This is a genomic window from Armatimonadota bacterium (assembly GCA_022563855.1).
GTDB lineage: Bacteria > Armatimonadota > Fimbriimonadia > Fimbriimonadales > Fimbriimonadaceae > JADFMN01.
The window spans coordinates 1-22,461 of the sequence record JADFMN010000017.1 but is presented as its reverse complement, the minus strand read 5'-3'; the positions used below and the strand labels follow the sequence as shown (position 1 = coordinate 22,461).

32 protein-coding genes are annotated in these 22,461 nt (G+C 59.6%); 29 read left to right on the top strand and 3 right to left on the bottom strand.

Annotated elements, in window-relative coordinates; translation table 11 throughout:
- Window positions 1-77: 77 nt before the first annotated feature.
- The gene (locus IH944_14470) at window positions 78-260 is read left to right on the top strand and encodes a hypothetical protein (GenBank protein ID MCH7905757.1); all 183 of its coding nucleotides are present in this window, start codon (window positions 78-80) and stop codon (window positions 258-260) included.
- Here IH944_14470 and IH944_14465 read toward each other — a convergent pair.
- Window positions 257-823, bottom strand: coding sequence for a response regulator (locus IH944_14465; GenBank protein MCH7905756.1), 567 nt, complete (start codon window positions 821-823; stop codon window positions 257-259). The genes IH944_14470 and IH944_14465 overlap by 4 nt on opposite strands.
- Window positions 824-914: 91 nt before the next feature.
- Here IH944_14465 and IH944_14460 point away from each other — a divergent pair, with 91 nt between their 5' ends.
- Genes IH944_14460 through IH944_14445 form a run of 4 tightly spaced genes read left to right on the top strand, consistent with a single transcriptional unit; the run spans window position 915 to window position 4,124 of the window.
- The gene (locus IH944_14460) at window positions 915-1,826 is read left to right on the top strand and encodes a hypothetical protein (protein ID MCH7905755.1); all 912 of its coding nucleotides are present in this window, start codon (window positions 915-917) and stop codon (window positions 1,824-1,826) included.
- Between the two features lies 1 nt (window position 1,827).
- Window positions 1,828-3,090: a fumarylacetoacetase gene (fahA, locus tag IH944_14455; GenBank protein MCH7905754.1), complete on the top strand. Its 1,263-nt coding sequence runs from the start codon at window positions 1,828-1,830 to the stop codon at window positions 3,088-3,090.
- 3 nt (window positions 3,091-3,093) lie between these two features.
- Entirely contained in the window at window positions 3,094-3,582 is a 489-nt protein-coding gene (locus IH944_14450; GenBank protein MCH7905753.1) for a hypothetical protein, read from the top strand.
- The gene (locus IH944_14445; protein MCH7905752.1) at window positions 3,576-4,124 is read left to right on the top strand and encodes an isochorismatase family protein; all 549 of its coding nucleotides are present in this window, start codon (window positions 3,576-3,578) and stop codon (window positions 4,122-4,124) included. Before IH944_14450 ends, IH944_14445 begins: the two co-directional genes overlap by 7 nt.
- Before the next feature lie 594 nt (window positions 4,125-4,718).
- Here IH944_14445 and IH944_14440 read toward each other — a convergent pair.
- Window positions 4,719-6,746 carry a family 20 glycosylhydrolase gene (locus IH944_14440; protein ID MCH7905751.1) on the bottom strand — a complete coding sequence of 676 codons (2,028 nt, stop codon included), beginning with the start codon at window positions 6,744-6,746 and terminating at the stop codon, window positions 4,719-4,721.
- A 165-nt stretch (window positions 6,747-6,911) separates the two neighbouring features.
- Here IH944_14440 and IH944_14435 point away from each other — a divergent pair, with 165 nt between their 5' ends.
- The 24 genes from IH944_14435 (at window position 6,912) to IH944_14320 (ending at window position 20,931) form a co-directional block, all read left to right on the top strand.
- Entirely contained in the window at window positions 6,912-7,097 is a 186-nt protein-coding gene (locus IH944_14435; GenBank protein ID MCH7905750.1) for a type Z 30S ribosomal protein S14, read from the top strand.
- Between the two features lie 6 nt (window positions 7,098-7,103).
- Window positions 7,104-7,499, top strand: a complete 396-nt coding sequence (gene rpsH / locus IH944_14430) for a 30S ribosomal protein S8 (GenBank protein ID MCH7905749.1) — start codon at window positions 7,104-7,106, stop codon at window positions 7,497-7,499.
- Between the two features lie 12 nt (window positions 7,500-7,511).
- Entirely contained in the window at window positions 7,512-8,069 is a 558-nt protein-coding gene (gene rplF / locus IH944_14425; protein MCH7905748.1) for a 50S ribosomal protein L6, read from the top strand.
- Between the two features lie 12 nt (window positions 8,070-8,081).
- On the top strand, window positions 8,082-8,435 hold the full coding sequence (locus IH944_14420; protein ID MCH7905747.1) for a 50S ribosomal protein L18: 354 nt from the start codon (window positions 8,082-8,084) through the stop codon (window positions 8,433-8,435).
- 46 nt (window positions 8,436-8,481) lie between these two features.
- A complete protein-coding gene (rpsE, locus tag IH944_14415) occupies window positions 8,482-9,018 on the top strand; it encodes a 30S ribosomal protein S5 (protein MCH7905746.1) in 537 nt (178 codons plus the stop codon).
- A complete protein-coding gene (gene rpmD, locus IH944_14410) occupies window positions 9,011-9,454 on the top strand; it encodes a 50S ribosomal protein L30 (protein ID MCH7905745.1) in 444 nt (147 codons plus the stop codon). Before rpsE ends, rpmD begins: the two co-directional genes overlap by 8 nt.
- A gap of 3 nt (window positions 9,455-9,457) precedes the next feature.
- Window positions 9,458-9,898: a 50S ribosomal protein L15 gene (rplO, locus tag IH944_14405; protein ID MCH7905744.1), complete on the top strand. Its 441-nt coding sequence runs from the start codon at window positions 9,458-9,460 to the stop codon at window positions 9,896-9,898.
- Complete coding sequence (secY, locus tag IH944_14400; protein MCH7905743.1) at window positions 9,895-11,247, top strand: preprotein translocase subunit SecY; 1,353 nt, start codon at window positions 9,895-9,897, stop codon at window positions 11,245-11,247. The genes rplO and secY overlap by 4 nt, the downstream gene beginning before the upstream one ends.
- 8 nt (window positions 11,248-11,255) lie before the next feature.
- The gene (locus IH944_14395) at window positions 11,256-11,810 is read left to right on the top strand and encodes an adenylate kinase (GenBank protein ID MCH7905742.1); all 555 of its coding nucleotides are present in this window, start codon (window positions 11,256-11,258) and stop codon (window positions 11,808-11,810) included.
- Window positions 11,807-12,559, top strand: a complete 753-nt coding sequence (gene map / locus IH944_14390; protein MCH7905741.1) for a type I methionyl aminopeptidase — start codon at window positions 11,807-11,809, stop codon at window positions 12,557-12,559. Before IH944_14395 ends, map begins: the two co-directional genes overlap by 4 nt.
- Window positions 12,560-12,574: 15 nt before the next feature.
- The gene (gene infA / locus IH944_14385; GenBank protein MCH7905740.1) at window positions 12,575-12,895 is read left to right on the top strand and encodes a translation initiation factor IF-1; all 321 of its coding nucleotides are present in this window, start codon (window positions 12,575-12,577) and stop codon (window positions 12,893-12,895) included.
- Between the two features lie 197 nt (window positions 12,896-13,092).
- Window positions 13,093-13,206, top strand: a complete 114-nt coding sequence (gene rpmJ, locus IH944_14380) for a 50S ribosomal protein L36 (protein ID MCH7905739.1) — start codon at window positions 13,093-13,095, stop codon at window positions 13,204-13,206.
- 16 nt (window positions 13,207-13,222) lie between these two features.
- Window positions 13,223-13,600 carry a 30S ribosomal protein S13 gene (gene rpsM / locus IH944_14375; protein ID MCH7905738.1) on the top strand — a complete coding sequence of 126 codons (378 nt, stop codon included), beginning with the start codon at window positions 13,223-13,225 and terminating at the stop codon, window positions 13,598-13,600.
- An 18-nt stretch (window positions 13,601-13,618) separates the two neighbouring features.
- Complete coding sequence (gene rpsK, locus IH944_14370) at window positions 13,619-14,011, top strand: 30S ribosomal protein S11 (protein MCH7905737.1); 393 nt, start codon at window positions 13,619-13,621, stop codon at window positions 14,009-14,011.
- 25 nt (window positions 14,012-14,036) lie between these two features.
- Window positions 14,037-15,023: a DNA-directed RNA polymerase subunit alpha gene (locus IH944_14365; protein ID MCH7905736.1), complete on the top strand. Its 987-nt coding sequence runs from the start codon at window positions 14,037-14,039 to the stop codon at window positions 15,021-15,023.
- A 15-nt stretch (window positions 15,024-15,038) separates the two neighbouring features.
- Complete coding sequence (gene rplQ / locus IH944_14360) at window positions 15,039-15,488, top strand: 50S ribosomal protein L17 (GenBank protein ID MCH7905735.1); 450 nt, start codon at window positions 15,039-15,041, stop codon at window positions 15,486-15,488.
- Window positions 15,478-16,287 carry a tRNA pseudouridine(38-40) synthase TruA gene (gene truA, locus IH944_14355; GenBank protein MCH7905734.1) on the top strand — a complete coding sequence of 270 codons (810 nt, stop codon included), beginning with the start codon at window positions 15,478-15,480 and terminating at the stop codon, window positions 16,285-16,287. Before rplQ ends, truA begins: the two co-directional genes overlap by 11 nt.
- Window positions 16,280-16,717, top strand: a complete 438-nt coding sequence (rplM, locus tag IH944_14350; GenBank protein MCH7905733.1) for a 50S ribosomal protein L13 — start codon at window positions 16,280-16,282, stop codon at window positions 16,715-16,717. The genes truA and rplM overlap by 8 nt, the downstream gene beginning before the upstream one ends.
- A 13-nt stretch (window positions 16,718-16,730) precedes the next feature.
- On the top strand, window positions 16,731-17,135 hold the full coding sequence (gene rpsI / locus IH944_14345; protein MCH7905732.1) for a 30S ribosomal protein S9: 405 nt from the start codon (window positions 16,731-16,733) through the stop codon (window positions 17,133-17,135).
- Window positions 17,136-17,264: 129 nt separating this feature from the next.
- Window positions 17,265-18,623, top strand: a complete 1,359-nt coding sequence (locus tag IH944_14340; protein MCH7905731.1) for an MFS transporter — start codon at window positions 17,265-17,267, stop codon at window positions 18,621-18,623.
- A gap of 6 nt (window positions 18,624-18,629) precedes the next feature.
- Window positions 18,630-19,640, top strand: coding sequence for a type I glyceraldehyde-3-phosphate dehydrogenase (gap, locus tag IH944_14335; protein ID MCH7905730.1), 1,011 nt, complete (start codon window positions 18,630-18,632; stop codon window positions 19,638-19,640).
- Between the two features lie 38 nt (window positions 19,641-19,678).
- Entirely contained in the window at window positions 19,679-20,155 is a 477-nt protein-coding gene (locus IH944_14330; protein MCH7905729.1) for a hypothetical protein, read from the top strand.
- Between the two features lie 49 nt (window positions 20,156-20,204).
- Window positions 20,205-20,603 (top strand): flagellar export chaperone FliS, encoded by a 399-nt coding sequence (gene fliS / locus IH944_14325; protein MCH7905728.1) that lies wholly within the window; start codon window positions 20,205-20,207, stop codon window positions 20,601-20,603.
- On the top strand, window positions 20,593-20,931 hold the full coding sequence (locus tag IH944_14320) for a hypothetical protein (protein ID MCH7905727.1): 339 nt from the start codon (window positions 20,593-20,595) through the stop codon (window positions 20,929-20,931). Before fliS ends, IH944_14320 begins: the two co-directional genes overlap by 11 nt.
- Before the next feature lie 88 nt (window positions 20,932-21,019).
- Here the strand turns inward: IH944_14320 and IH944_14315 are convergent.
- The coding region (locus tag IH944_14315) for a hypothetical protein (GenBank protein ID MCH7905726.1) at window positions 21,020-22,461 on the bottom strand (1,442 nt) is incomplete at its 5' end.

Below are 22,461 nucleotides of genomic sequence, written 5' to 3'. Positions count from 1 at the left end.
GGGGCACGCGCCAGCCGCAGACTAAGGGCAAGTAACCGACGGTTGAGAGTGGCACATTGAGGGAACGCCCCAGAACCATGCTCCTTCGATCCGCTCAGGATGACGGTTCTGGGGCTGGCTACCGGTACCTTGACGCTGCTCAGGATGACGGTTCTGGGGCTGGCTACCGGTTGACGCCGCTCAGGATGACGGTTCTGGGGCTGGCTACCGGTACCTTGACGCTGCTCAGGATGACGGCTCGGGTGCTGGACAGCGACTAGACGCCAGCAGCGGCGATGATCGCCTCCGCGACCTCTTTCATGCTCGTGCGATCGTTCATCGACTGCTCTCTTATTCGCTTGTACGCCTCGTCCTCGGTGATGCCGTCGCTCTTCATCATCAGACCCTTGGCCTGCTCGACGACACGTCTCGCTTCCAATCTTGCCTGCAACGAGCTTAGCTCCTTGGTCAGAAGCTTGTTCTGTTCAAACCGGCTCTTGGCGACCTCGATCGCCGGTGACAGGTCGCTCGGCTTGAACGGTTTGACCAGATAGCCGAACACTCCCGCGTCTTTGGCGCGCGAGATCAGCTCCTGGTCGCTGTACGCGGTCAGGAGGATCGCGGGGGCGATCTGCTCGTCCGCCAGAACCTGTGCCGCATCGATCCCGTCCATGGCCGGCATCTTGACATCGAGCACGCAGACGTCGGGCTCGGTTTCGCGAGCGAGCCTGATCGCGGCCTCACCGTCTTCGGCCTCGGCGACGATCTCATACCCAAGGCTCTCGAGCATCTGCTTGAGGTCGAGTCGAATGATGGGATCGTCGTCGGCAATGAGGACGCGCATGTGTGTTCCTTCTGCGGTAGTAGAGGCAGCGCGATTCTACCTTTCGACCCCTCTCCCGCCAGGCCGAAAGCCGACCGGATAGAATGCGCTCGTGACCGAATCGCTCTCGCGGCTGATCAATCAACCGATCGACTACGCCGGCCTCTTCCCGCCGGCGTCGTTGGATATGCGATCTGCGATCGAGGCTTACCGCTCGGTCACGGAGTCAGACAGCGCCTGGATCGTCAACCGGTTCGTGATCGCTGGCTCACAGCTCGCCGATGGCGCGGCGATTTGGTCCGAGATGCGCGAAGAAACGGACGACCGAGTGCCAGCGACAGTTGTTTGCAAATCACTCACGACCGGCGCGACGGCGTTAGAGAGCCTCGAGAACGAGCAGCGACTCATCAGGGATCAGGTCGGTTGCTTCGATTTCAGCGCAATGGAGATCAGGCTGCCGCTCGGCGACGAGTTCGCCGGATGCGCGGGCGCGCTGAGAAAGAGCTACAAGTGGTTCGCAGAGCGCGAGATCGACGTGTACGTCGAACTCTCTTGGGGTGAGGACATGAACGAGGCGATGGCAGAGCTGGCGAGCACGATTGACGGCGTCGGATTCAAGGCCCGCCTTGGCGGCGTCAAGAAAGAACAGTTTCCTTCGGTAGATCAAGTCGCAGCGTTCATCTCGGAGGTCGCCGGGCTCGAAGCGCCGTTCAAGTTCACAGCGGGGCTCCACGAGCCGGTCCGCTATTACGACAAGGAGCTGGACTGCTACCACCACGGATTCATCAACGTCTTCGTCGCCTCCGCGCTCGCGATGATCCAGCATGCGACGCCCGCTGAGGTGAGGCAGATATTGGAGATCGAGGACGGAATCCAGTTCAGATTCACTGACCAAGCGGTGGAGAGCCCCGCCGGATCTCTCAGCTTGAAGGATATCGACGAATGGTGGCTCTATTTCGGGGGCTACGGCTCATGCACGTACGAAGAACCGATCGAAGGGTTGAAGAAACTAGGACTGATCTAAGATGGATAAATTCGTGATCCCCGCAGACGCCGGAAGCTGGGTCGAGTACAGCCCGCAGAACCACTTTCCGATCCAGAACCTTCCGTTCGGCGTAGCCAGGCCGAAGGGCCGCGACGAATGCCTCGTGGTCGCCATCGGCGGGTACGCGCTCGACCTGCAGTCCGTGATGCAGAAGGGGCTCATCAGCGAAGAGGACTTCCCGGTTCTCGACAGCTTCATCAACCTCGACGGCGACTCGATCCGCGAGCTTCGCAAGGCTGTTTTCCATCTTCTGGAAAGGGAGAACGGCGAACTGCGCGACAGCAAGCGGCTCCGCGAGCACGCGATGATCCCGCTCGATAAGGCAAATCTACAAGTCCCGATTCCGCCACCGGCGTTCATCGACTTCTACAGCGGCATCCACCACGCCAGGAACGTCGGCAGCATGTTCCGCCCCGACCAGGAGCCTCTGCTCCCGAACTACCGGCACCTTCCGGTCGGCTACAACGGCCGCGCGTCTAGCGTCGTCGCCAGCGGAAGAGGGATCACGAGACCGAAGGGCATCACTCAGCCCCCCGGCGCAGACGCCCCCGGCTTCGGCCCGTCCAAAGGGCTCGACTTCGAGCTGGAGATGGGGTTTTACGTCAGCCTGGGCAACGATATCGGCAAGCGGATCATCGTCAGCAAGGCGGAGGACCACATCCTCGGGCTCGTGATGGTCAACGACTGGTCCGCGCGCGACGTGCAGAGGTACGAGTACGTGCCGCTCGGCCCGTTCCTGTCGAAGTCGTTCGCCACCAGCGTTTCTCCTTGGATCGTCACGCTCGACGCATTGGAGCCGTTCCGCATCGCCGGAATGCAGCAGGAGCCCGACCCGCTCCCGCATCTCAGGCAGGGCGGACTGAAGCACTTCGACGTCGAGCTGGAGGTCACGATCCAGAGCGAAAAAATGACGAAGCCACAGACGGTCTGCCGCTCGAACATGAAGTACCTGTACTGGTCGATTGCCCAGCAGCTCGCGCACCAGACCTGCAACGGCACGCCGGTCGAGTTCGGCGACCTGTACGGCAGCGGCACGATCAGCGGCACCGAGAAGGGCACCTTCGGCTCGATGCTCGAACTGACCTGGAAAGGCGATAACCCGCTCTTGCTCGAAGAGACGAAAGAGGAGCGCAAGTTCCTGCAAGACGGCGACACGGTAACCTTCACCGGCTGGGCGCAGGGCGACGGCTACCGCGTCGGCTTCGGCGAGGTCAGTGGTAAAATCCTGCCTGCGAGGAATTGAGTGATGGTAGAAGCAGGCACTGAGTTTTCACTTAGGAAAGGCGCGATTAGGAATTATTTGCTGATCTCAAGCGCAGTTGTGATCGCCTTTTTCATGGTCTATATTCTCATACTCCGTTATGGGGTGAGTCAAATGGGCGGTAGCGTGGAGTTGGACTGGATGTCGTTATTGGTTCCGTCTCTTGCGATCGTGGCGGTTCTGCCCTGTTATCTTTATCCGTCCAGGTACATCGTGACCGATACCGGCGTCCGAGTCGATCACCTTCTCAGAACCAGAACCGTCGAATTCGAAGACATCGAATCGGTCGTGATTGGGCACGTCCGAAACGACGAGAGATTTGCCGAGTACGTTGCCCTTACATCGAACGGGAGCAGGACTGTACTTCTTGGAGTTGTTAAGAACTTCGATCAACTTCGCGATCACATCATCGAGTCGGTCGATCAGGCGATTGTCGATGATAAGCGGGCGAGCAGCGGAGCCGAAAAATGTTAGCGAAACTTGAAAACTCGATCCTGGTCGTCGTAGATATGCAGCCGAAGTTCCTGGACGGCATCCACCACCGTGACAAGATCGTTGAGCGCGTCAAGTTCATCATCGAAACGGCGCGGCTGCTTGAGGTGCCGGTGATCGCGACCGAACAGAACCCGGATCGCATGGGGAAGACCGACGAGTCGATCGCAGCGCTCATCGACAAGCAAGCCCTAGGCAAGATGACGTTCTCGTGCTGGGATTTTGAACCGTTCAGTTCGGCCCTCGACGGCTTCGACAGGCACCAGGTCGTGATGGTAGGGATCGAGACCCACATCTGCATCAGCCAGACCGCGCACCACTTGCTCGCGAACGGATTCGAGCCGGTCGTCTGCACCGACGCGGTCTCCGCGCGCGCCAAGGACAGGCACAGGATCGGCGTCAAGCGCCTCCGCGACGCAGGCGTGACGATTGCGCACACCGAGTCGATCGCTTACGAATGGATGGGCTCCGCCGACCACCACAAGTTCCGCGACGTGCTGAAGCTGGTAAAGCAGTACCCATAAAATGGAGGGCGCTGCTCCGTCGGCGCCAAAGAGGAGCGAAGCGACGTAATCGGGGAGGGGTTCGGGTTGGTTCGGGTTGGTTCGGATTGGTTCGGATTTGTTCGCAATGGGAGGGCGAGCGTCCCCGCGAGCCGCACCAGCCACCGACACACGGGCCCCGCGCCGTTCGTTTTCACGTAGAGGGTCGAGCGTTCCGCCAGCTGCAAACTGTTCCTTCTCCCTTTGAGGGAGAAGGCGAGGATGAGGGGTCCAACGATAAAAGTCCTTTCCGCACAAACAGCATTTCGCCACTCACGGACTCACGGGCTTCCGCGCCGTTCGTCCTTTGCGCGAGACGGGTAACGAGAAACGGATTGCGTGTTTATCAAGCCCCATCCGGGTGCCACGGCCCGTGCAGGTCTGGAGACCCGCACCACAACTGGGTGCCACGGTCTGACCCGAAGGGCAGGCCGTGCTGTTTCCGTGTGCCACGGTCAGGCCCGATAGGGTTTGTCCGTGCGGATGGGCAAGCGCTTGGCTCGATATGGCGGTAAATCGCCGACACTCTTAGACCGTGCGCCGGTAAAAGCGGTGCTAAAGCACCGCACTCCCAAATTACTTGTCCTTCAGCCACTCGAGGACTTTGTCGCGGAACTTGAGCTCCACGGCGATCATCCACTCCGGGCCGTTGCTGCTGTTCGCCTGGTGCGCGTGGTGGTTCTGGTCGAGGATGTAGCCGGGCGGGTTGTTGAGGATGCGCTTATCTTCGTACGTCTCAAGGAAATGGCTCCAAACAAAATCGAACATGTCCGCGATTCTGCGAAGCCACTCGGCGTTGCGCTGGCTCGCATCTTCTGCCCAGTCTCTCAGCGTTCTCAGGATCCAGACGCTCCAGTGCTGCACGTTTGCAAGCCAAGACGCTAGGAGGAGCTCGTACTGGTTACGGGTCGCGTCCTGCCAGGCGCCGTAGAGCACGGTCATCGATTCCCTGGATTCCGGGTGGACGAGATCGGCACGCGTCAACCGGTCGGCGTGCTTCTCAAGCCACTCCTCCCGGTTGTCAAGTGTCGGCAGATCGATGATGCTGTTCATCGTCGCCTCTTGGGCGACGTTGCGGCGGCCCGCAGTGATCAGGGCGGTGTCCCAGAAATTCATCGCCTTGTCTAGGATTTTGTAACCCAGGTATGCGTCTTCGGCAGCCTCGATCCCATAAGCCCGCTGAGCGAACGCCAGCAGCGCCTCCTCCTCCTCACGTCCCTCCGGCGACCAGGAGAAATCGGCGAACACCGTCCAGCCGCGCCAGTAGAACGCCATGTGCGGCGAGTCGTCGTCCCAGGCTGTGCAGAGGATGCCGTCGAGCCCGCGCTCGGCGGTCATCCGGCAGAACTCGCGGATCGGGCCGACGTTGCCGTTGTTGCGCGGAAATATCGTCCAGCGCGTCTGCGCGGCGGTCGCGGCCATCGCCTTCAGCCCGCTCTCGGCGTACCAGTCCAGCGCCATGTTGTTCCCCGGCAGCCCCGGCCCGCTGTAGTTCCAGCGCATATAGACCGCATCGGACGGGAACCCCTTAACCACTTGGTCGAGCTTTTCGCGGTTTTCAGCCCAAAGAGCCGAGGCGCGGTCAACATCGAACGATCCGTCGTAAGTCGACTGGTACACCCCGCCGTGCTTCAGCGGCATGTCGTCCCACATGATCGCGGTTCGGCCTTCGCTCTTCAGGAAATCGTTGACCCGGTTCAGCCAGTGCAGGTGCAATCCGAGGGGGTCGAGCCCGGACGCCTTCGCCAGATCGCTCTTGCCTACGTTGACCTCGTCGCCGCCGATGTGCAGGTACTGCGCACCCGGCGTAGCTTCGATCGCGTCCTTGTACAGGTCGAAGAGCACCTCGTAAGTCCCTTCGTTGATCGGGCAGAACGCCCAATCTGAGTTCGGATCGTCGCGCAGATGCATGTACTCCTCGTGCTTGAGGATGAAGCTCGCGTGCCCGAGCCCCTGCACGAGCGGGCTGATCTCGATGAACCGTTTGCGCGCGTACCGGGTCAGAGCCTGCATCTGCTCGATCGAGATCGCATGATCGGCGCCGACTTTGGGCTGACGGCGATACCGAAGCTTGTCCTCGAACTCCCACACGATCGCGTTCACCTTAAGGTTCGCGAGCCGGTCGATCGCGTCGTAATACGTATCGATCGTGTCCAAATGGTGCTTTGTGTCGAAGTGGACGGCACGGTAAGGGATATCCGGCCAGTCCTGGATCATCATTCCAGGGATGGCGATGCCAGCTTCGGTCGCGTCTTCGGCGAGTTGTGCTAGGGTCTGCAGGCCGTAGAACACTCCTGCCGCGCTCTCGCCGACGATGATCACCGTCCCAGGCATAATCTGCAGCCGATACCCCTCGTCTCCCGGTAAATCAAGGTCGTGAATCGAAGTCAGCACTCGAGCGCTCGCCTGTGCCCTGATTAGATGGTCCAGGTTGTACGGCAACACGAGATCGGTCGCTTCGGCAGGCAGTTCAATCGAGCGCAGCGAATTAGGCTCAACACCCTCTCCAGTAGCAGGAACGTAGTATTTCGGCTCTGGCACGATCGCGAACGGCTCGGGAAGCTCCGATTTGAACCCAGTTACAAGAAGCAACAGACCTAACACGGCCCCATTCTACAGCCCCAGACCTAAATCGAGCCAAGTGGTATCATCCGGTTCCGCTGGCGCACGAGGCCAGCACAAAAACCAGACCACGGGTCAGGTGTGAGGGCGCAACTTCTTCAGAGTGGCCAGCCCAAGCAAACCAACTCGGGAACGGCGGGATCATTTATGGCCAAACAGTGTCTTATCGTCAAGCAGAAGCTAAAGCCCAAGTTCAAAGTCCGCGGCTACCAGCGGTGCAGCCTTTGCGGCAGGGCGCGCGGCTACATGAGGTACTTCGGGATCTGCCGGATCTGCTTCCGCGAGAACGCCCATAACGGCCTGCTCCCCGGCGTCGTCAAGTCGAGCTGGTAGGCAAGCATGTACACAGACCCCATCGCAGACCTGCTGACCCGCATCCGGAACGGCCTGATGGCTCATGCGGAGTTCATCGATGTTCCGATGTCGAAGATCAAGCTTGAGATCCTCAAGATTCTTGAGCTGGAGGGTTACGTGACCTCGTCCGAGGTCTTGTCGGAGACAAAGTTCCCTACGATTCGCGTCCAGCTTAGATACGATTCCAAGAACGAACCGATCATCCGCACAATTCGCCGGATCAGCAAGCCGGGCCTGCGGATTTACCGCGGACAGTCGGGTTTGAAGCCCGTGAGAAGCGGCTTGGCAACCAGGATTTTAACGACAAGCTCGGGGGTGATGACCGACCGAGAGGCGCGGCGCAGAAACGTTGGCGGCGAAGTGCTGTGCGAGGTCTGGTAGGAGGCTGATGACATGTCGAGAGTAGGACTGAGGCCGATCCCGGTTCCGAGCGGCGTCACCGTGTCGATCGCGACCGGCAGCGTGACCGTGAAAGGGCCGAAGGGCGAGCTGAGCCAGCACGTCTCGACGTCCCTGACGATCGTCGAAAAAGACGGGATGATTACGCTCAGCCGGCCGGACAACCATCGCGTCAACCGGTCGCAGCACGGCCTCGCGCGGACCTTGATCAGCAACATGATCGAGGGCGTGACGAACGGCCACGGCAAGACGCTTGAGATTCACGGCGTTGGTTTTCGCGCTGCAATGCAGGGGAAGGTGCTAACCCTGTTGGTCGGTTATTCGCACGATGTGACGATCGAAGCGCCTGAAGGAATCACGATCGAGGTCTCGGCCGAAGCGCGCGGCAAGGTGACCGAGATTTCTGTGAGCGGGATCGACAAGGCGCTCGTTGGGCAGATCGCTGCCAACATTCGCAAGGTGCGAAAGCCCGATCCTTACAAGGGCAAGGGTCTGCGATACAAAGGCGAATACGTCAAGTTGCGACCTGGCAAGAGGGCGATCACCGCGTAAGGAAACCTTGACATGGCGACAATCACACGAAGCAAAATGCGGATTATCCGCCACAAGCGACTGCGGAAGCGGATTATCGGCACTGGGGATTGCCCGAGGCTGTCGATCTTTCGCAGCAACAAGCACATCTCGGCTCAAGTGGTCGATGACGTGAGAGGCCACACGCTTTGCGCGGCGAGTTCGCTAGAGAAGTCGTTGTCGGCGTCCAACACGGTCGCCGGTGCGAAAGTCGTCGGCCAGGAGATCGCGAAGAGGGCGACGGAGGCTGGCATCAAGCGTGTCGTTTTCGACCGAGGCGGGTTTCGTTACCAAGGCGTCGTCGCAAGCTTGGCGGAAGGCGCGAGAGAAGCGGGGTTGGAGTTTTAGATAGATGGCACGACGTGGACCAAGACTAGTCGGAAAACGACAATCGATGCGGCGCGATCAGGAGGGGCCGCAGCTCGACGTCAGAATCATCCGATCCAACAAAGTGTTCAAGACCCACAAGGGCGGCAAGACTGCGTCGTGGTCGATGATCGTCGTTGTCGGGGACAACAAGGGCCGAGTTGGGATCGGTCACGGCAAAGCACGAGGAATTCCAGACGCGATCCGCAAGGCGGAAGAGACCGCCCGAAAGAACATGTTCAACATCGAGCTGCTGGGGCGAACGATCCCGCACGAGGTGTCGGCGACCTTTGGCGCTTCCAGGATTTTCCTAAAGCCCGCCTCGCCGGGAACAGGCGTGAAGGCAGGCAGCGCCCTGCGGCACTGCCTGGAAGCAGCGGGCGTTCACGACGTGCTGGCAAAGTGTCTCGGCAGCCGCAACGCGACGAACATCGCGCAGGCAACGCTGATCGCGTTCAAGTCGCTCCAGCGGCCCGAAGATATCGCGGCGAGACGAGGGGTCGATGTGAACGAGATAGTGCCTTGGCTTGCGAAGGCTCGCAAGGAAGAGTCTGACAATGCTTAAGATAACTCTCAAGCGGAGCGTGATCGGGAGTACGCCTAGAAATCGACGCACCGTTCAGGCGCTCGGCCTGAAAAAGACCGGCAGAACGGTGTTCAAGAACGATACTCCGGCGATACGAGGCATGCTGCGGAACATCGATCACCTGATCGAAATGGTCGAGGTGGACGGTGTGCCTAAAAAGGAGGCCAAGCAGAAAGCCGCTGCAGCCCCGGCAGTCGTACAAGCCCCGACGGTAGAGGATGCGCCAAAGAAGCCCGCAACGAAGAAGAAGGCGGCTGCGAAAAAGCCAGCCGAAAAGAAGCCTGCAAAGAAGAAACCTGCGGCCAAGAAGCCTGCGGCAAAGAAGGCGCCGGCGGCAAAGCGCCGAGCGTTCGCTGAGATAGGTGGCAAGAGCAAGTCCGATAAGAAGTCGGCGAGCAAGAAGAAGGAACAGTAAACGATGGCACTGCACGAACTACGACCTGCCAAGGGCTCCGCCAAGCGCAAAAAGCGCCTTGGGAGAGGGATCGGCAGTGGAAAGGGAAAGACCGCAGGCCGAGGCACGAAAGGGCAGAAGGCCAAGCGGAACATCAATCCTCGATTTGAAGGCGGCCAGACTCCGCTTCACCGCCGCTTGCCCGTGAAGAAAGGCTTCCGCAACGTGACCCACAAGGAGTTTGTGATCGTGAACCTCGACGACCTTGAGAAGCTGTTCAAGGCTGGCGCATCGGTCGGCCCTGAGGAGTTCAAGGCGAACGGTCTGTTCAAGAATCGCAAGGATGGCGTAAAGGTGCTTGCCTTTGGAAAGTTGACGAAAAAGCTTAAGGTGAGCGCTCACAAGTTTTCGAAAGCCGCTGTGAAGGCTATCGAGGACGCCGGAGGCGAGGTCAGCAATCTGTGAGCTTAGGCGGCGGCGTAGGCGGTCCAGGAGATAAGGGCCTCAAGCTCAATCTTGCCGACACGTTCCGTCTTGCATGGGCCGATCCCGATCTGCGTCAGCGGCTGAAGTTCGTCATTTTCGTATTCACGATCTACGTCATCGGTGTGCACGTACCGGTTCCAGTTCCGGGCTTTAGCCCAGACGATCTCATGGAACTGCTGAAAAACAACCCGTTCTTCGGAATGATGAACACGATCGGCGGCGGCGCGTTCCGCCGGATGTCGATCTTTGCGCTGGGTCTGGGCCCCTACATCAGCGCTTCGATCATCATGCAGGTGCTCACGATGGGCAACCCGAAGTGGAAGAAGGAGTTGCAGGAGGGCGGTGAGTACGCCCGCAAACAACAGAACCGCAGGACGCGGATTCTAACCGTGGTGCTCTGCCTCGTGCAAGGATTCAGCCTACTGCAGTTCATGGCCTCGTCGGTCCCATCAATCGAGGCGCTGAGTCCGATGGTCAAGTTCGAGGTAGCCGTGTTCTGGCTTGCAGGGGCGATGTTCTTGCTCTGGCTCGGCGAACAGGTCAGCGAGAAAGGAATCGGGAACGGTATTTCGCTGATGATTTTTGCCGGTATCGTTATCTCGCTGCCCAGCGTCGCACAGCTCGTCAGCACGGGCGTGGCCAACGGCGTCGTTGCCTGGTGGCAAGCGGTGCTGATCGTCGTGATGTTCATCGCTACGACCTGGTTCATCGTCATGTTCACGATCGCCCAGCGTCGTATCCCGATCCAACACATGCGCAGGAATATGGGCACACGCGCCATGGGCGGTCGTACTAGCTACCTGCCGATTTCGGTGAACATGGCTGGCGTAATCCCGGTGATCTTCGCGATCGCGCTCATCTATATGCCAGCGCAATTCTCCGTGGCGTTCCCACCCGATAGCGTTGCCAACAACATACTTTCGACGATCGGGGACTTCTTCCGACCGGACTTCACTCGCTGGGAGGGGTGGATCGGCGCTGGCGTCTATATGGCCCTGATCTTCTTCTTCACGTATTTCTGGAACGCGATGACATATAACGTCGAAGACATCGCGAACAACCTGAAGCGAGGCGGTTCGTACATACCTGGCGTTCGGCCCGGCAAGCAGACGAAGGAGTTTCTCGACGGGGTCGTTTCAAAGGTGACGTTCGTCGGTGCGCTCTTCCTCTCGATCGTTGCACTGACCCAATTCGTATTCCCGCTGATCGCCAACATTCCGAATCTCGGCTTGATCGGCGGTACATCGCTGCTGATCATGGTCAGCGTGGCGCTCGAGACGATGCGCCAGATCGAAGCGAGCATTCTGATCAGACAGTACGAGTCGTAGCCGTGCCCATTAGCCTCATCCTGATTGGCCCCCCAGGGGGCGGCAAGGGGACCCAGGCCGAGTTGCTGCAAGAGCGGTTGCACCTCAAGCACATTTCGACCGGAGACATCTTCCGGGCGGAGATCGAGAAGGGCACCGATCTCGGACTGGAGGCGCAGCGGTATATCAAGTCCGGAAACCTCGTGCCCGATGAGATCACGATCAAGATGGTCCGCAGCCGACTGGACTCCGAAGACGCCAAGAAGTACGGATTCATCTTGGACGGCTTTCCGCGCACAAAGCGCCAAGCTATCGCTCTAGACAAAGTGCTGGAGGAGATCGGGATAAAACTCGACGGCGTTATAGCCCTGGAGATACCTGAACAGGTCGTTGTTGATCGGCTGCTGGCAAGAGGACGTCAGGACGATATGTCGGAGACGATCATTCACCGCCTAGACGTCTTCGCACGACAGACAGAGCCGGTCATTCGACACTACTCCGAACTCGGGTGCTTCCACAAGGTCGACGGGAATCAGCCGGTGGAGGATGTATATGCCGGAATCTTGAAGGCGATCAAACGATGATTACCCTCAAGTCAGACTCCGAGATCGCCAAGATGCGCGAGGCCGGCAAAGTGCTGGCCAGTACGATGCGCGAGGTGTCTGAGCTAATCGAGCCGGGCGTAACCCTGTCTAAGCTGAATCGACTCGCGGAGCGCCTCATCGTCGAAGCCGGATGCCTGCCAAGCTTCAAAGGGTATCGCGGGTACCCCGCTGCGTCGTGCATCTCCGTAAACAATGTGGTTATACACGGCATACCGGACGAATACGAGCTGAAGTCCGGAGACGTAGTCGGCCTTGACTTCGGCGTGATTCGTGACGGCTGGCACGCGGACAGCGCCTGGACCTTCGCGGTCGGTGAGATTTCAGACTCTGCGCAACGTCTGCTCAACGTCACCCGCGAAAGCCTGTCCCAAGGGATCGCCAAGGCTCGCGAGGGGAATCGCCTCGGGGACATCGGAGCGACCGTGCAGAAGTACGTCGAGAACAACGGCTACCAGGTAGTGCGGGAGATGGTCGGTCACGGCATCGGCCGAGACCTGCACGAAGAGCCGAGCGTTCCGAACTACGGCAAGGCTGGCAAGGGCATTCGGCTTCAGTCGGGCATGACGATCTGCATCGAGCCGATGGTGAACGAAGGCACGTACAAGGTCAATACTTTGGCGGATGGCTGGACGATCGTGACGGCTGACGGTAAACTCTCGGCTCACTTCGAGCATACGGTTGCCATCACTGCCGACGGGCCGGAGATTTTGACGCTTCCGGAAGCTTGAGGTCATTTTCAGCATATGGCAAGACGAGGCAGAGGCGGTCGAGGTCGCGGCAGACCCGGAGGCGGCAAGCGAAGGCGAAGGAGTTTTGAGTCCAAATCTCCAGATGCGTCTTCCGACAAGGAGGAGGGTATTGAATTGGAGGGCGTGGTGCTGGAGAACCTGCCGAACGCCCAGTTTAGAGTCAAGCTCAACGAAACGGACAGCGAGATCCTCGCCTACGTCAGCGGCAAGATGCGCAGGCACTGGATTCGAATCTTGAGGGGCGACCGCGTGAAGGTGTTGATTTCCCCATACGATCTGAACCGGGCTCGCATCGTCTATCGGTTCCGAAACTAGGTTCAACGGTCGATTATCAGCCAACGAGCGGGAAACGGGCGTCGAACCGGGTCCACTGGTGGCGTTTCAGCCTGACTGGTTGGTATAATTACCCCTTGCGCCAAGCCCACAGTTGGCTTGGCGTCAGTCTAGCTTGCGTGAATATAGGACGTTGAGGAACGGGACTACGGTTCACGTGTGCGAGGTTTGATCGAGATATGAAAGTTAGAGCCAGCGTTAAGAAGATTTGCGACAAGTGCAAGATCATCAAGCGCAACGGCGTCGTTCGGGTTCTCTGTGTGAACCCGAAACATAAGCAGCGGCAGGGATAGGAGTTATTGCAAGAGAATGGCGCGAATAGCGGGTGTTGATCTACCGAGAGGCAAGACGATTCTTTACGCGTTGCGCAGCATATACGGGATCGGGCCCAAACACTCAAGCGAAATCGTCGAGAAGGCAGGCCTCGATCCGACGATCCGAGTGAAAGATATGTCGGACGACCAGATCGCTAGCCTTCGAAACGTCATCGACGCCGACTACCAAGTCGAAGGCGATTTGCGCCGTGAGATTTATTCGAACATTCGCAGGCTGATCGAGATCGGTTCGTACCGCGGACTGCGCCATCGTCGCGGCTTGCCCGTCCGCGGCCAGAACACCCGCAGCAACGCTCGAACTCGCAAAGGCAAGGCGAAAACCGTTGCCGGCAGGAAGAAAGTTACGAAGTAGCAAGGTTATTGATCACGCATGGCAAGAAAGAGTTCATCCAGAGGGAAGCAAAAGGACAAGCGGCAGGTAGCCCACGGGCACGCCCACGTCCACGCGACCTTCAACAACACGATCGTGACGATCACCGATCCGCTCGGAAACGTGCTTTGCTGGTCAAGCTCAGGGATCGTCGGTTTCAAAGGCAGCAGGAAGGGCACGCCGTTCGCCGCGCAGCTTGCTGCCGAGGACAGCGCCAGGAAGGCTGCGGCGCACGGTATGAAGTCAATCGATGTATTCGTCTCTGGGCCTGGACAGGGCCGGGAGACAGCGATCCGCTCGCTCTTCCTGAACGGGCTGCAAGTGAAAACCATCTGCGACGTGACGCCGGTCGCCCACAACGGGTGCAAGCCGCCAAAGAAACGCCGTGTCTGACAGGAGCCGAGATTAGCCAGAGAACATGCCGTATATCCACACGTTAGAATCGACAGACACCTACACGAAGTTCGTTCTGGAACCGCTCGAAAGGGGTTATGGGCAGACGATCGGCAACGGGCTGCGTCGTGTGCTCTTAAGTTCAATCTACGGCGCCGCGGTGGTCGCCGTCAAGATAGAGAAGGTCTTGCACGAGTTTGCGCCGATTCCCGGAGTCAGAGAGGACACTACGGAGCTTCTTCTAAACCTGCGAGAGCTGGCGATCAAGGTCGAATTTGAGGACACCCCGCCTGAAGAGATCACTCTAAAGATCGACGTCAAGGGAACTGGCCGGGTCACCGGCGCCGATATCGTCTGCCCCGAGGGCGTTGAGATCGCGAACCCGGACTGCTACATCGCGACCATCGGCGACAAGCGCTCTAGCCTCAGAGCAGAGCTTTACGTCGGCTACGGCACCGGCTATGTGCTGCCCGAGCGGCAGGAGAAGTTCAAGGGCATGATCGGTGTCATTCCAACGGGTTCTCAGTTTACGCCGGTCAAGAAGGTCAATTACATCGTCGAGCAGACGCGCGTTGGCACTCGAACCGACTATGAACGTTTGATCCTGGAGGTTTGGACCAACGGCGCGGTAGCGCCGAACGACGCCGTCACGCAGGCGGCGAACATCTTGGATCGGTACCTCAAGCTGTTCTTCGAGCTGGGCAAGGCCGGCCTGCCCGTGGACGTCGAGGAAGAGGAGGAAGTGCCCAGCGAACTGGCGAACATTCCAGAGCTCAAGATCGAGGAGATGGACTTCTCGCAGCGCACGTTCAACTGCCTGCGGAGAGCAGGCATCCTCAATCTTCGGCAGCTCGCCGTAACGAACGAGGCTGAGTTGAGCAGCATTCGTGGATTCGGCAAGAAGTCGCTGACGGAGGTGCGCGACAAGCTCGAGCAGCACAGCATCGAACTCAAGCCGGCGAAGGGAAGCTACGTCGGCATCGACAGCTTGGACGAGGAGGAAAGCTTTTAGCGAAGCTGTGAATGCATGACTCACAAAATAGACAGGCGCAAACTCGGTCTGCCGAGCGACCAGCGTCGGGCGTTGTTGACAAACCTCGCGCGGCAGTTCATAAGACACGGCTACGTCCACACGACGCTGGGTCGTGCGAAGGAGCTGCGGCGCATCGTTGAGCCTCTGATTACTTTGGGAAAGAAGGACACTCTCGCGGCGCGACGGGCTTCCCGTAAGATCCTGGTGGGGCACAGTTCAAGCTCGGCAAGACCCATGAAGTTGCTGGCAGGCAAGAGCGATTCGGAAAAGTTTGAGATTCTCCGCGACCGAAGCCTGATAAACGGCGAGGATCTCGTCTCGCATCTTTTCGACAACATCGCGCCAAGGTTCAAGGATCGGAACGGCGGGTATACGAGGCTGACCCGAACCGGCGTCAGGCGGGGAGACGCAGCGCCGACGGCAGTTCTGGAGCTTGTCGAATAAACATAGGATCAAACTCGTCGTCGCGTACGACGGGTCAGAGTTTTGCGGCTGGGCGCCGCAACATGGAAGGCGAACCGTCCATGGCATATTGACAGAAACCGTGCGCCAGGTCTCGGGCGAGGATTGCGAGATCGAAGGAGCTAGCAGAACGGACAGCGGAGCGAGCGCCCGAGGGCAGGTCTGTCACTTCGACGTGAGCGAAGGGATGCCTGTGGACAAGTGGCAGGTCGTCTTGAACCAGGCGCTGCCGAATGACATCGCGATCGTGAGTTCTTGCAAGGTTTCGCCGGAGTTCAACAGCCGCTTTTGGGCTGAGAAACGGTGGTACCGATACCGAATCCTGACGGGAAAGGTCGACCCGGAGCGGGCCAGGTATACATATCACTACGACGCAAAGCCGCTGGACGACGGATTGATGCGCGATGCAGCGAGCCACTTGATTGGAAAGCACGATTTTCTCGCGTTCAGCCAGCTAGTTCCACCCGGAAAGAGCACGGTGCGCGAACTCTTCAGCGTGGAAGTCAAGCGAGTGCGCGATGAATTGCGGATCGATGTGATCGGCACGGCGTTCGTTCGCGGAATGATGCGGAGAATCAGCGGCGCTCTCTGGGAGGTTGGTCGCGGAGCCAGGCAGCCGGACTCGATTCCGGAGCTGCTCGAGCAGCGAGACCGCCGCAAGATCCGGTGGCCGACGGTGTTGCCGGCGAACGGATTGACGCTGATGAAGGTGTTCTACGGTCGGCATCCGCATGACCGTAGGCGTGAACGAAACAGTTTGGTAGGAAAGAATGATGAATAGGACAACGATGGCGAAGCCAGCCACGATAGAACGGCAGTGGTACGTTGTGGACGCTGCGGGCATTCCAATCGGTCGCATGGCGTCGCAGGTCGCACAGATTCTACGCGGCAAGCTCAAGCCGAGCTTCACCCCGCACATGGACTGTGGCGACTTTGTCGTGGTCATCAACGCTGGCAAGGCCGTTTGGACCGGCGGCAAGGGCAAGGAGCTTCTGTATCACCACACCGGTTGGCCCGGCGGCATCAAGAGCGTCAGCCGCGAGGACTTCCTTGCTGACAATCCGGTGAAGCTCATCGAACGCGTTATCTGGGGAATGTTGCCGAAAGGGCCGCTTGGTCGGCAAACGATAAAGAAGTTGAAGGTGTATGCAGGCCCGGATCACCCGCACGAAGCCCAAAACCCGACGCCGCTCAACGTAACGAAGAAGTAAGGCAATACTGAACATGGCGAAAGCAAAAGACAAGTACTTGGCATACGCGACGGGCAAGAGGAAATGCGCGATCGCCCGCGTCTGGCTGGAGAGCGGCGACGGGCAGATCAGCGTCAACGGCCACGGATTCAAGGAGTACTTCAGCAGGCCGGTGCTAGAGATTTTGGTTCAGAGCCCGCTGACTCAACTCGAGTTGACAGGCAAGTACAACGTCCGAGCTATGGTCAAAGGCGGGGGCAAGGTCGGACAGGCCGGAGCGGTCAAACTGGGGATCGCGCGCGCCCTCGTCAATATGGACGAAGAGTTGCGGAGACCGTTGAGAGCCAACGGGTTCCTCACTCGCGACGCCAGAGTGAAAGAGCGGAAGAAGTACGGTCGAAAAAAGGCTCGGCGCGGATTCCAGTTCGTCAAGCGCTAGGTCGAGCTGGGTTCGACGATCCTGAATTGAGCTGGGGTTTCTCGGTCTGCATGCACGAGATTTCCACGTTGGCAAGCAACCGGTCGGCACGGTATACAGTAGACAGAGCGGGGGTTTGCTGGTGGCGCAATGAGTACCGTGTCTGAACGGAGCCCTCGGGACGACGATCATTGTCCGCCTTGGAAGCGGCCAGCCGTTCGGAACGTTCTGATCGTGGCGCTGCTGGCGGAATTGGCCTACGCGCTTCTGAACATTTCCGCGATGCCGGTCTATCTGGCCAATGATCGCGGATTTCCCGCTGGCGCGATCGGCATGATCATCGGCGCGTTCCTGTTGACCGAAGCGCTGCTGAAGGGCCCAATGGGCTCGCTGGCGGATCGGGTCGGCAGAAAGCGACTGATCGTGATCGGGCCTATCATCACGATATTCACATCGATCGCCTCGCTGTACGTGCCGCGCGATTGGGATTACGAGACCGTCGCATTTCTCACACTGCGGGCAATGGACGGGGTCGGGGTCGCAATGTTGTGGCCCGCAGCGTTCGCGCTCATCGGAGAGTCCGTCAAGGAGAGCCAGAAGCAGGAGGCGATGTCGCTGCTCAACATGTGCTATCTAGGGGGAATCGCGCTCGCTCTGTTCGTCGGCGGCGTCGTGGACGACGTCTTCGGCTCCGTCACTGCGGCGAGGATAGATTCGTACCACGCTCCGAGCTTGTACCTGTCGGCGGTCCTCTGTAGCTTCGTGGCCGCGTTCGCGTACTTCAAACTGCCGTCCGGTCGAGGCATGAGAGAGGCCGCGCGGCAAGAGCGCGCAGTATCGGGGCGGGCTGCCTTCAAGTTCACGGATATCTTTGCTACAGCCAAGCGCATCCCAGGTTTCCTCATCCTCGGCGCGGTGACCTTCATGGGTATCGGGTTTCCGATCGCGATCGTCAAGCTGTTCGCGCAAGACCAGTTAGAGCTGAGCGGTACGAAGTTTGGAATTCTCGTCATGCCGGCGTTGATCGCCATGGCCGCGCTGTCGCCTGTCATGAGTCGTTATGGAGAGAGGCTGGGCAGGCAGAGGGCGGTGCACATCGGACTGTTCCTCTGCTCGCTCGGAATGAGCGCTATCGCTGCAGGGGCGTTTGTTCCCCAACTTCGTTCGGTTCTAGTCGTAGCCCTTGGAACAGTCCCCGTTGCGCTGGGATTCATCCTGGCGGTGCCAGCGTGGTACGCAGCCGTCTCTGAGATCGATCGCAAGCGCCGAGCCGCGAATATCGGCGCGGTCATGACCGCGCAAGGCCTCGGCGCGATCGTCGGCTCTCAGTTCGGCAGCCAAGCGTACGAACGGCTGCAAGACGTTGAACTGTTCGGGATGCACTTGGATTCTGCGTTCGGGCGGTACTCCCCGTTCATCGGCTGCGCGATCTGCATCATCATCGGCTGGCTGCTCAGTTTGCGACTGCTGCGCAAGGGGCCTCAGCCGGATGCGCGGTCGGTAGAATAGGCCGCGATGGCTACAAAAATCGGCATCAACGGATTTGGTCGGATCGGGCGCCTTTCGCTCCGAGCGATCCTGGAGAGGTATCCAGACGAACTTGAGGTAGTCGCGGTCAACGACCTGACTGACGTCGCGATGAACGCGATGCTGTTCAAGCGCGACACGGTCTACGGAACGTTCGCCGGCGACGTCTCGCACGACGAAGACTCGTTTCAGGTCGCCGGGCACGACATTCGCGTGTTCAAGGATCCTGACCCGGGCTCTATTCCATGGAGCGAGGTCGGTGCCGAGGTCGTGCTCGAGAGCACCGGGTTCTTTACGGATGGCAAGAAGGCTGCGGCGCACCTGGGCTCGACGGTCAAGAAGGTCATCATCTCGGCTCCAGCCAAGAACGAGGACGTGACGCTTGTACTCGGCGTCAACGATTCGGTCTACGATCCCGGCAGCCACCACGTCATCTCCAACGCAAGCTGCACGACCAACGGGCTGGCCCCGGTCGCAAAGGTGCTGCACGAGAGCTTCGGCATCGACAAAGGCCTGCTTACGACGATCCACGCCTATACGAACTCGCAAGCGACAGTCGACACAGCCAAGAGCAAACCCCGCGACTCCAGGGCGGCAGCGGAGAACATCGTTCCGGCTCCAACCGGCGCTGCACGGGCAGTCGGCCTCGTGATCCCAGAGCTGCAAGGCAAGTTTACGGGCATGGCGTTCCGCGTCCCCGTGGCGTCCGTGAGCGTAGTCGACTTCACTGCGGTTCTGCTCAAGGAGGCTTCCGTTTCCGACGTTAATCAAGCCATGCAGGCAGCAGCGGCCGGACCGCTGGCAGGGATCATGGAGTACACAGAGGAGGAGTTGGTCTCGAGCGATCTGAAGGGGAATCCCCACAGTTCGATTTTCAGTGCGACCGACACCGTTACGTTGGGCAATATGGTCAAGGCGGTCGCCTGGTACGACAACGAGTGGGGCTACAGCTGTAGGATCGCCGATCTCTGCAGGTTCGTGGCTGAACGAGGACTCTAGGAAACGCGGGTCCCTCAGCCTTCGTAGATTGCTGTCGTATGGACGATTCCGCACCCGAGACAGATGAGCGGATAGAGGGCAAGCCCAAGAAGAGACCGGACCTCGATGCTGCCTTGTTGAGTGGTTGCATCACGATCGGCACGTTGAGCCTGCTCGTGTTCTTTTTGACCATCGCCCCCTTCTACTTCACCGAGCATCACACCTACTCTGGCCTAGCTAGGACGGGCTTGCTGGGGGCTGCGCCGGCGCTCGTGCTAGGGGCGCTCGCCGTCTGGCGCCTCGGACTGTCTGGGGCGACCGGATTGATGGGTGGAGCCGCCGCAGGCGCCATCTTTATCTACCTGCGCATGGAGCAGGTGATGTTGGGTTACGCTGGCATATCAACCCTGCCCATTCCAGAGATCCCTCCCTTCTGGAGTTGGCTGTTGCCTCTGATCTGGGTTCTCGTCTGCCTTGCCACGGTTTTGCTGCTGTACCCCAGGAACGGTCAAGGAACTACGGATAACCGCCGATAATCTGGTCAGACGATCCCAGGACTTGAGTTTGGCTAAACCGAACAGTTTTATTGACCAATACAGAAAGAGCGCGGTGACTACCGCCTCGCCGTTGCAGCTCGTTATCATGCTGTACGATGGCGCATTGCGGTTCATGGAGGCCGGAAAGAACTCCATGAGCCTAAATGACCGGTTTGAGCAGAACGAGAGCCTGAAGAAAGCCCAGCGGATACTGACGGAGCTCATGGCGACGCTTGACACCGAAAAGGGAGGGGAGGTCGCGCAAAGCCTGTTCTCGCTCTACAGCTACGCGCACAGCCGTCTAGTGGACGCCAACCTAGAGGATGATCCTGAGCCGATCGACGAGAGCATCGAGATCGTCAGCACACTTCGAGAGAGCTGGGTCGAGCTGGAGCAGCAGGCCAGAAACCCCGGAATCGCGGCAGAGGAGGCATCCGGTGCCGCTTGAGACCACCGCTCGAAGAGTCGCTGAACGGGTTCTGCTCTTAACGATGAGCTTGCAAGAGGAGGTGCGCAACGGAGAAACTGAGCAGCTTAACGAACTGCTGAACAGTCGCGCTGAAGCGCTGCGCGACCTAGAAACGATGGACATCGATTCGGGCGCAGCGGCCATCTTGGAAAAGGTGCGCTCCGAAGAGGCCGTGCTGATGAAGCAGTTGCAGCGGGGGCAGGCAGGGCTGACGAACGAGCTGATTCGATCATTTACGGACACCAGGAGCGCTCAGGTCTATCGACGAAGCGCAGGCTCAGGATTCGCGCTGGATCAAACCGGCTAACTGCACTCCGAAACGACCCGAAACGATCAGTCGAGGCCTCAGCAATTGAAGTTGCTGAGGCCTCGATTCTCGTTGATCGACTGAAGGGTCAGTTGGTCACTATAATGGCGCGGAGCACGTCAGTCCGCATTCGGAACGGTTGAGGGTTCTTGCCGTTCCGTTTGAACTGGTCGAACACCCTGAAGATAACTCGCACCACGCCGGATACGCTGACGTAGTCCCCGGGGTTTTGCCTGATCCGGATCACGTGAACCTTGTTGCCTTGGTTCTTTATCCTGACCGCCTTGACGTAGTCCCATCTGTCGGTTCCCCAGTTGTAGGCGAACGCTGTGCCGGCGGCAGAATCTCCGGGGTTGAGTATCGTCTCGATCTCAAACTTGATCTCCTTGACGTCGTCGGCCGGCTCGTTGATGTTGAAGTCCGCCTGTATCGCGCCAAAGTGTCCTCGGCCCGCGACGAATACGCTATCGATGTCGTAGAAGCCGTTGTCGTTCCCACGCGAGTCGAGAATCGCTTGCTCGCCGGCGTTGATTGGCACTGCCTCGGAGTCGAGGAACGGGGTCAGAGCCCGCTCCAGGGTCATCACGAACTCCCCCACCGTGATCGGCACGACGACCGTGCCCACGTTGCCCTGAGAGTCCTCGATGCTAACGCCGAACTCGATGTCGCCCATGACCTCAGGCGCTCCACCCACGACCAGCTCCATTCCGTCCGTCGCCACGGTCATGCCGCGAGACGGCAGGGTGTCGTCTATGAACGCCGTGTAGGGCATCAGCCCCCCGGCGATGGTCAACCGGCCCGTGTAGGGGTTGAAGTGACTCCCGTCCGGCAAGGCACCCACGTCCACGATGCCGGGCACTCGGCTGGTGGTGAGCCGCACCCGGGCCTCGCCCCCGGCTACGGAAATGGAGTGGACCGTCACGCGGCTCGGAGCGGATCCGGCGTGACGACGCGTTCCGGGGCTGGTCTCGTTGTTCAGGAGCACGCGAGACGCGTCGAGCCCCCAGGCATCCGAGGCCTCGCCTCGATTGCCTCCGTTCAGAGACGTGAGGCGGAGGTCCGTGCGGCCGTCCGCCTCCACCATGGCGAAGAGGTAGTGCCCGTCCGTTCCCCGAGGGGGACGTCGTGCACCCTCCGTATCCCAGTGGTACATGAGGACACCGGAGGAGGGAAGGCCGGCGTCGAAGCCCGTCTGCGGACGGTACTCGAGAACCAGGAACTCGGCGCCGACGTCGTCCAGCGGGACCAAGAGCGCCTGGCGGCTCTGCTGAGCCGGGCCCAGGACGAACTCCTCGTCGAACACGTCTCCCACGTCGATCCACTGGATCCAGCCGAGCTGCTCCTTGGACCAGGGGCTGAAGTGCGTGGGCCCGAAGCTTGCTCCCCGAGTGGATCCGTCTCCGCACCCCCAGGAGCCCGCGGCCATGAGGCCCCAGCATCCGAGCACCCACCGGCGGTTCTGCGGCTCGAGTCCGTCGATGGGATGGTACAGGTCCGGAAGGTCCAGGACGTGCCCGAACTCGTGAGAGA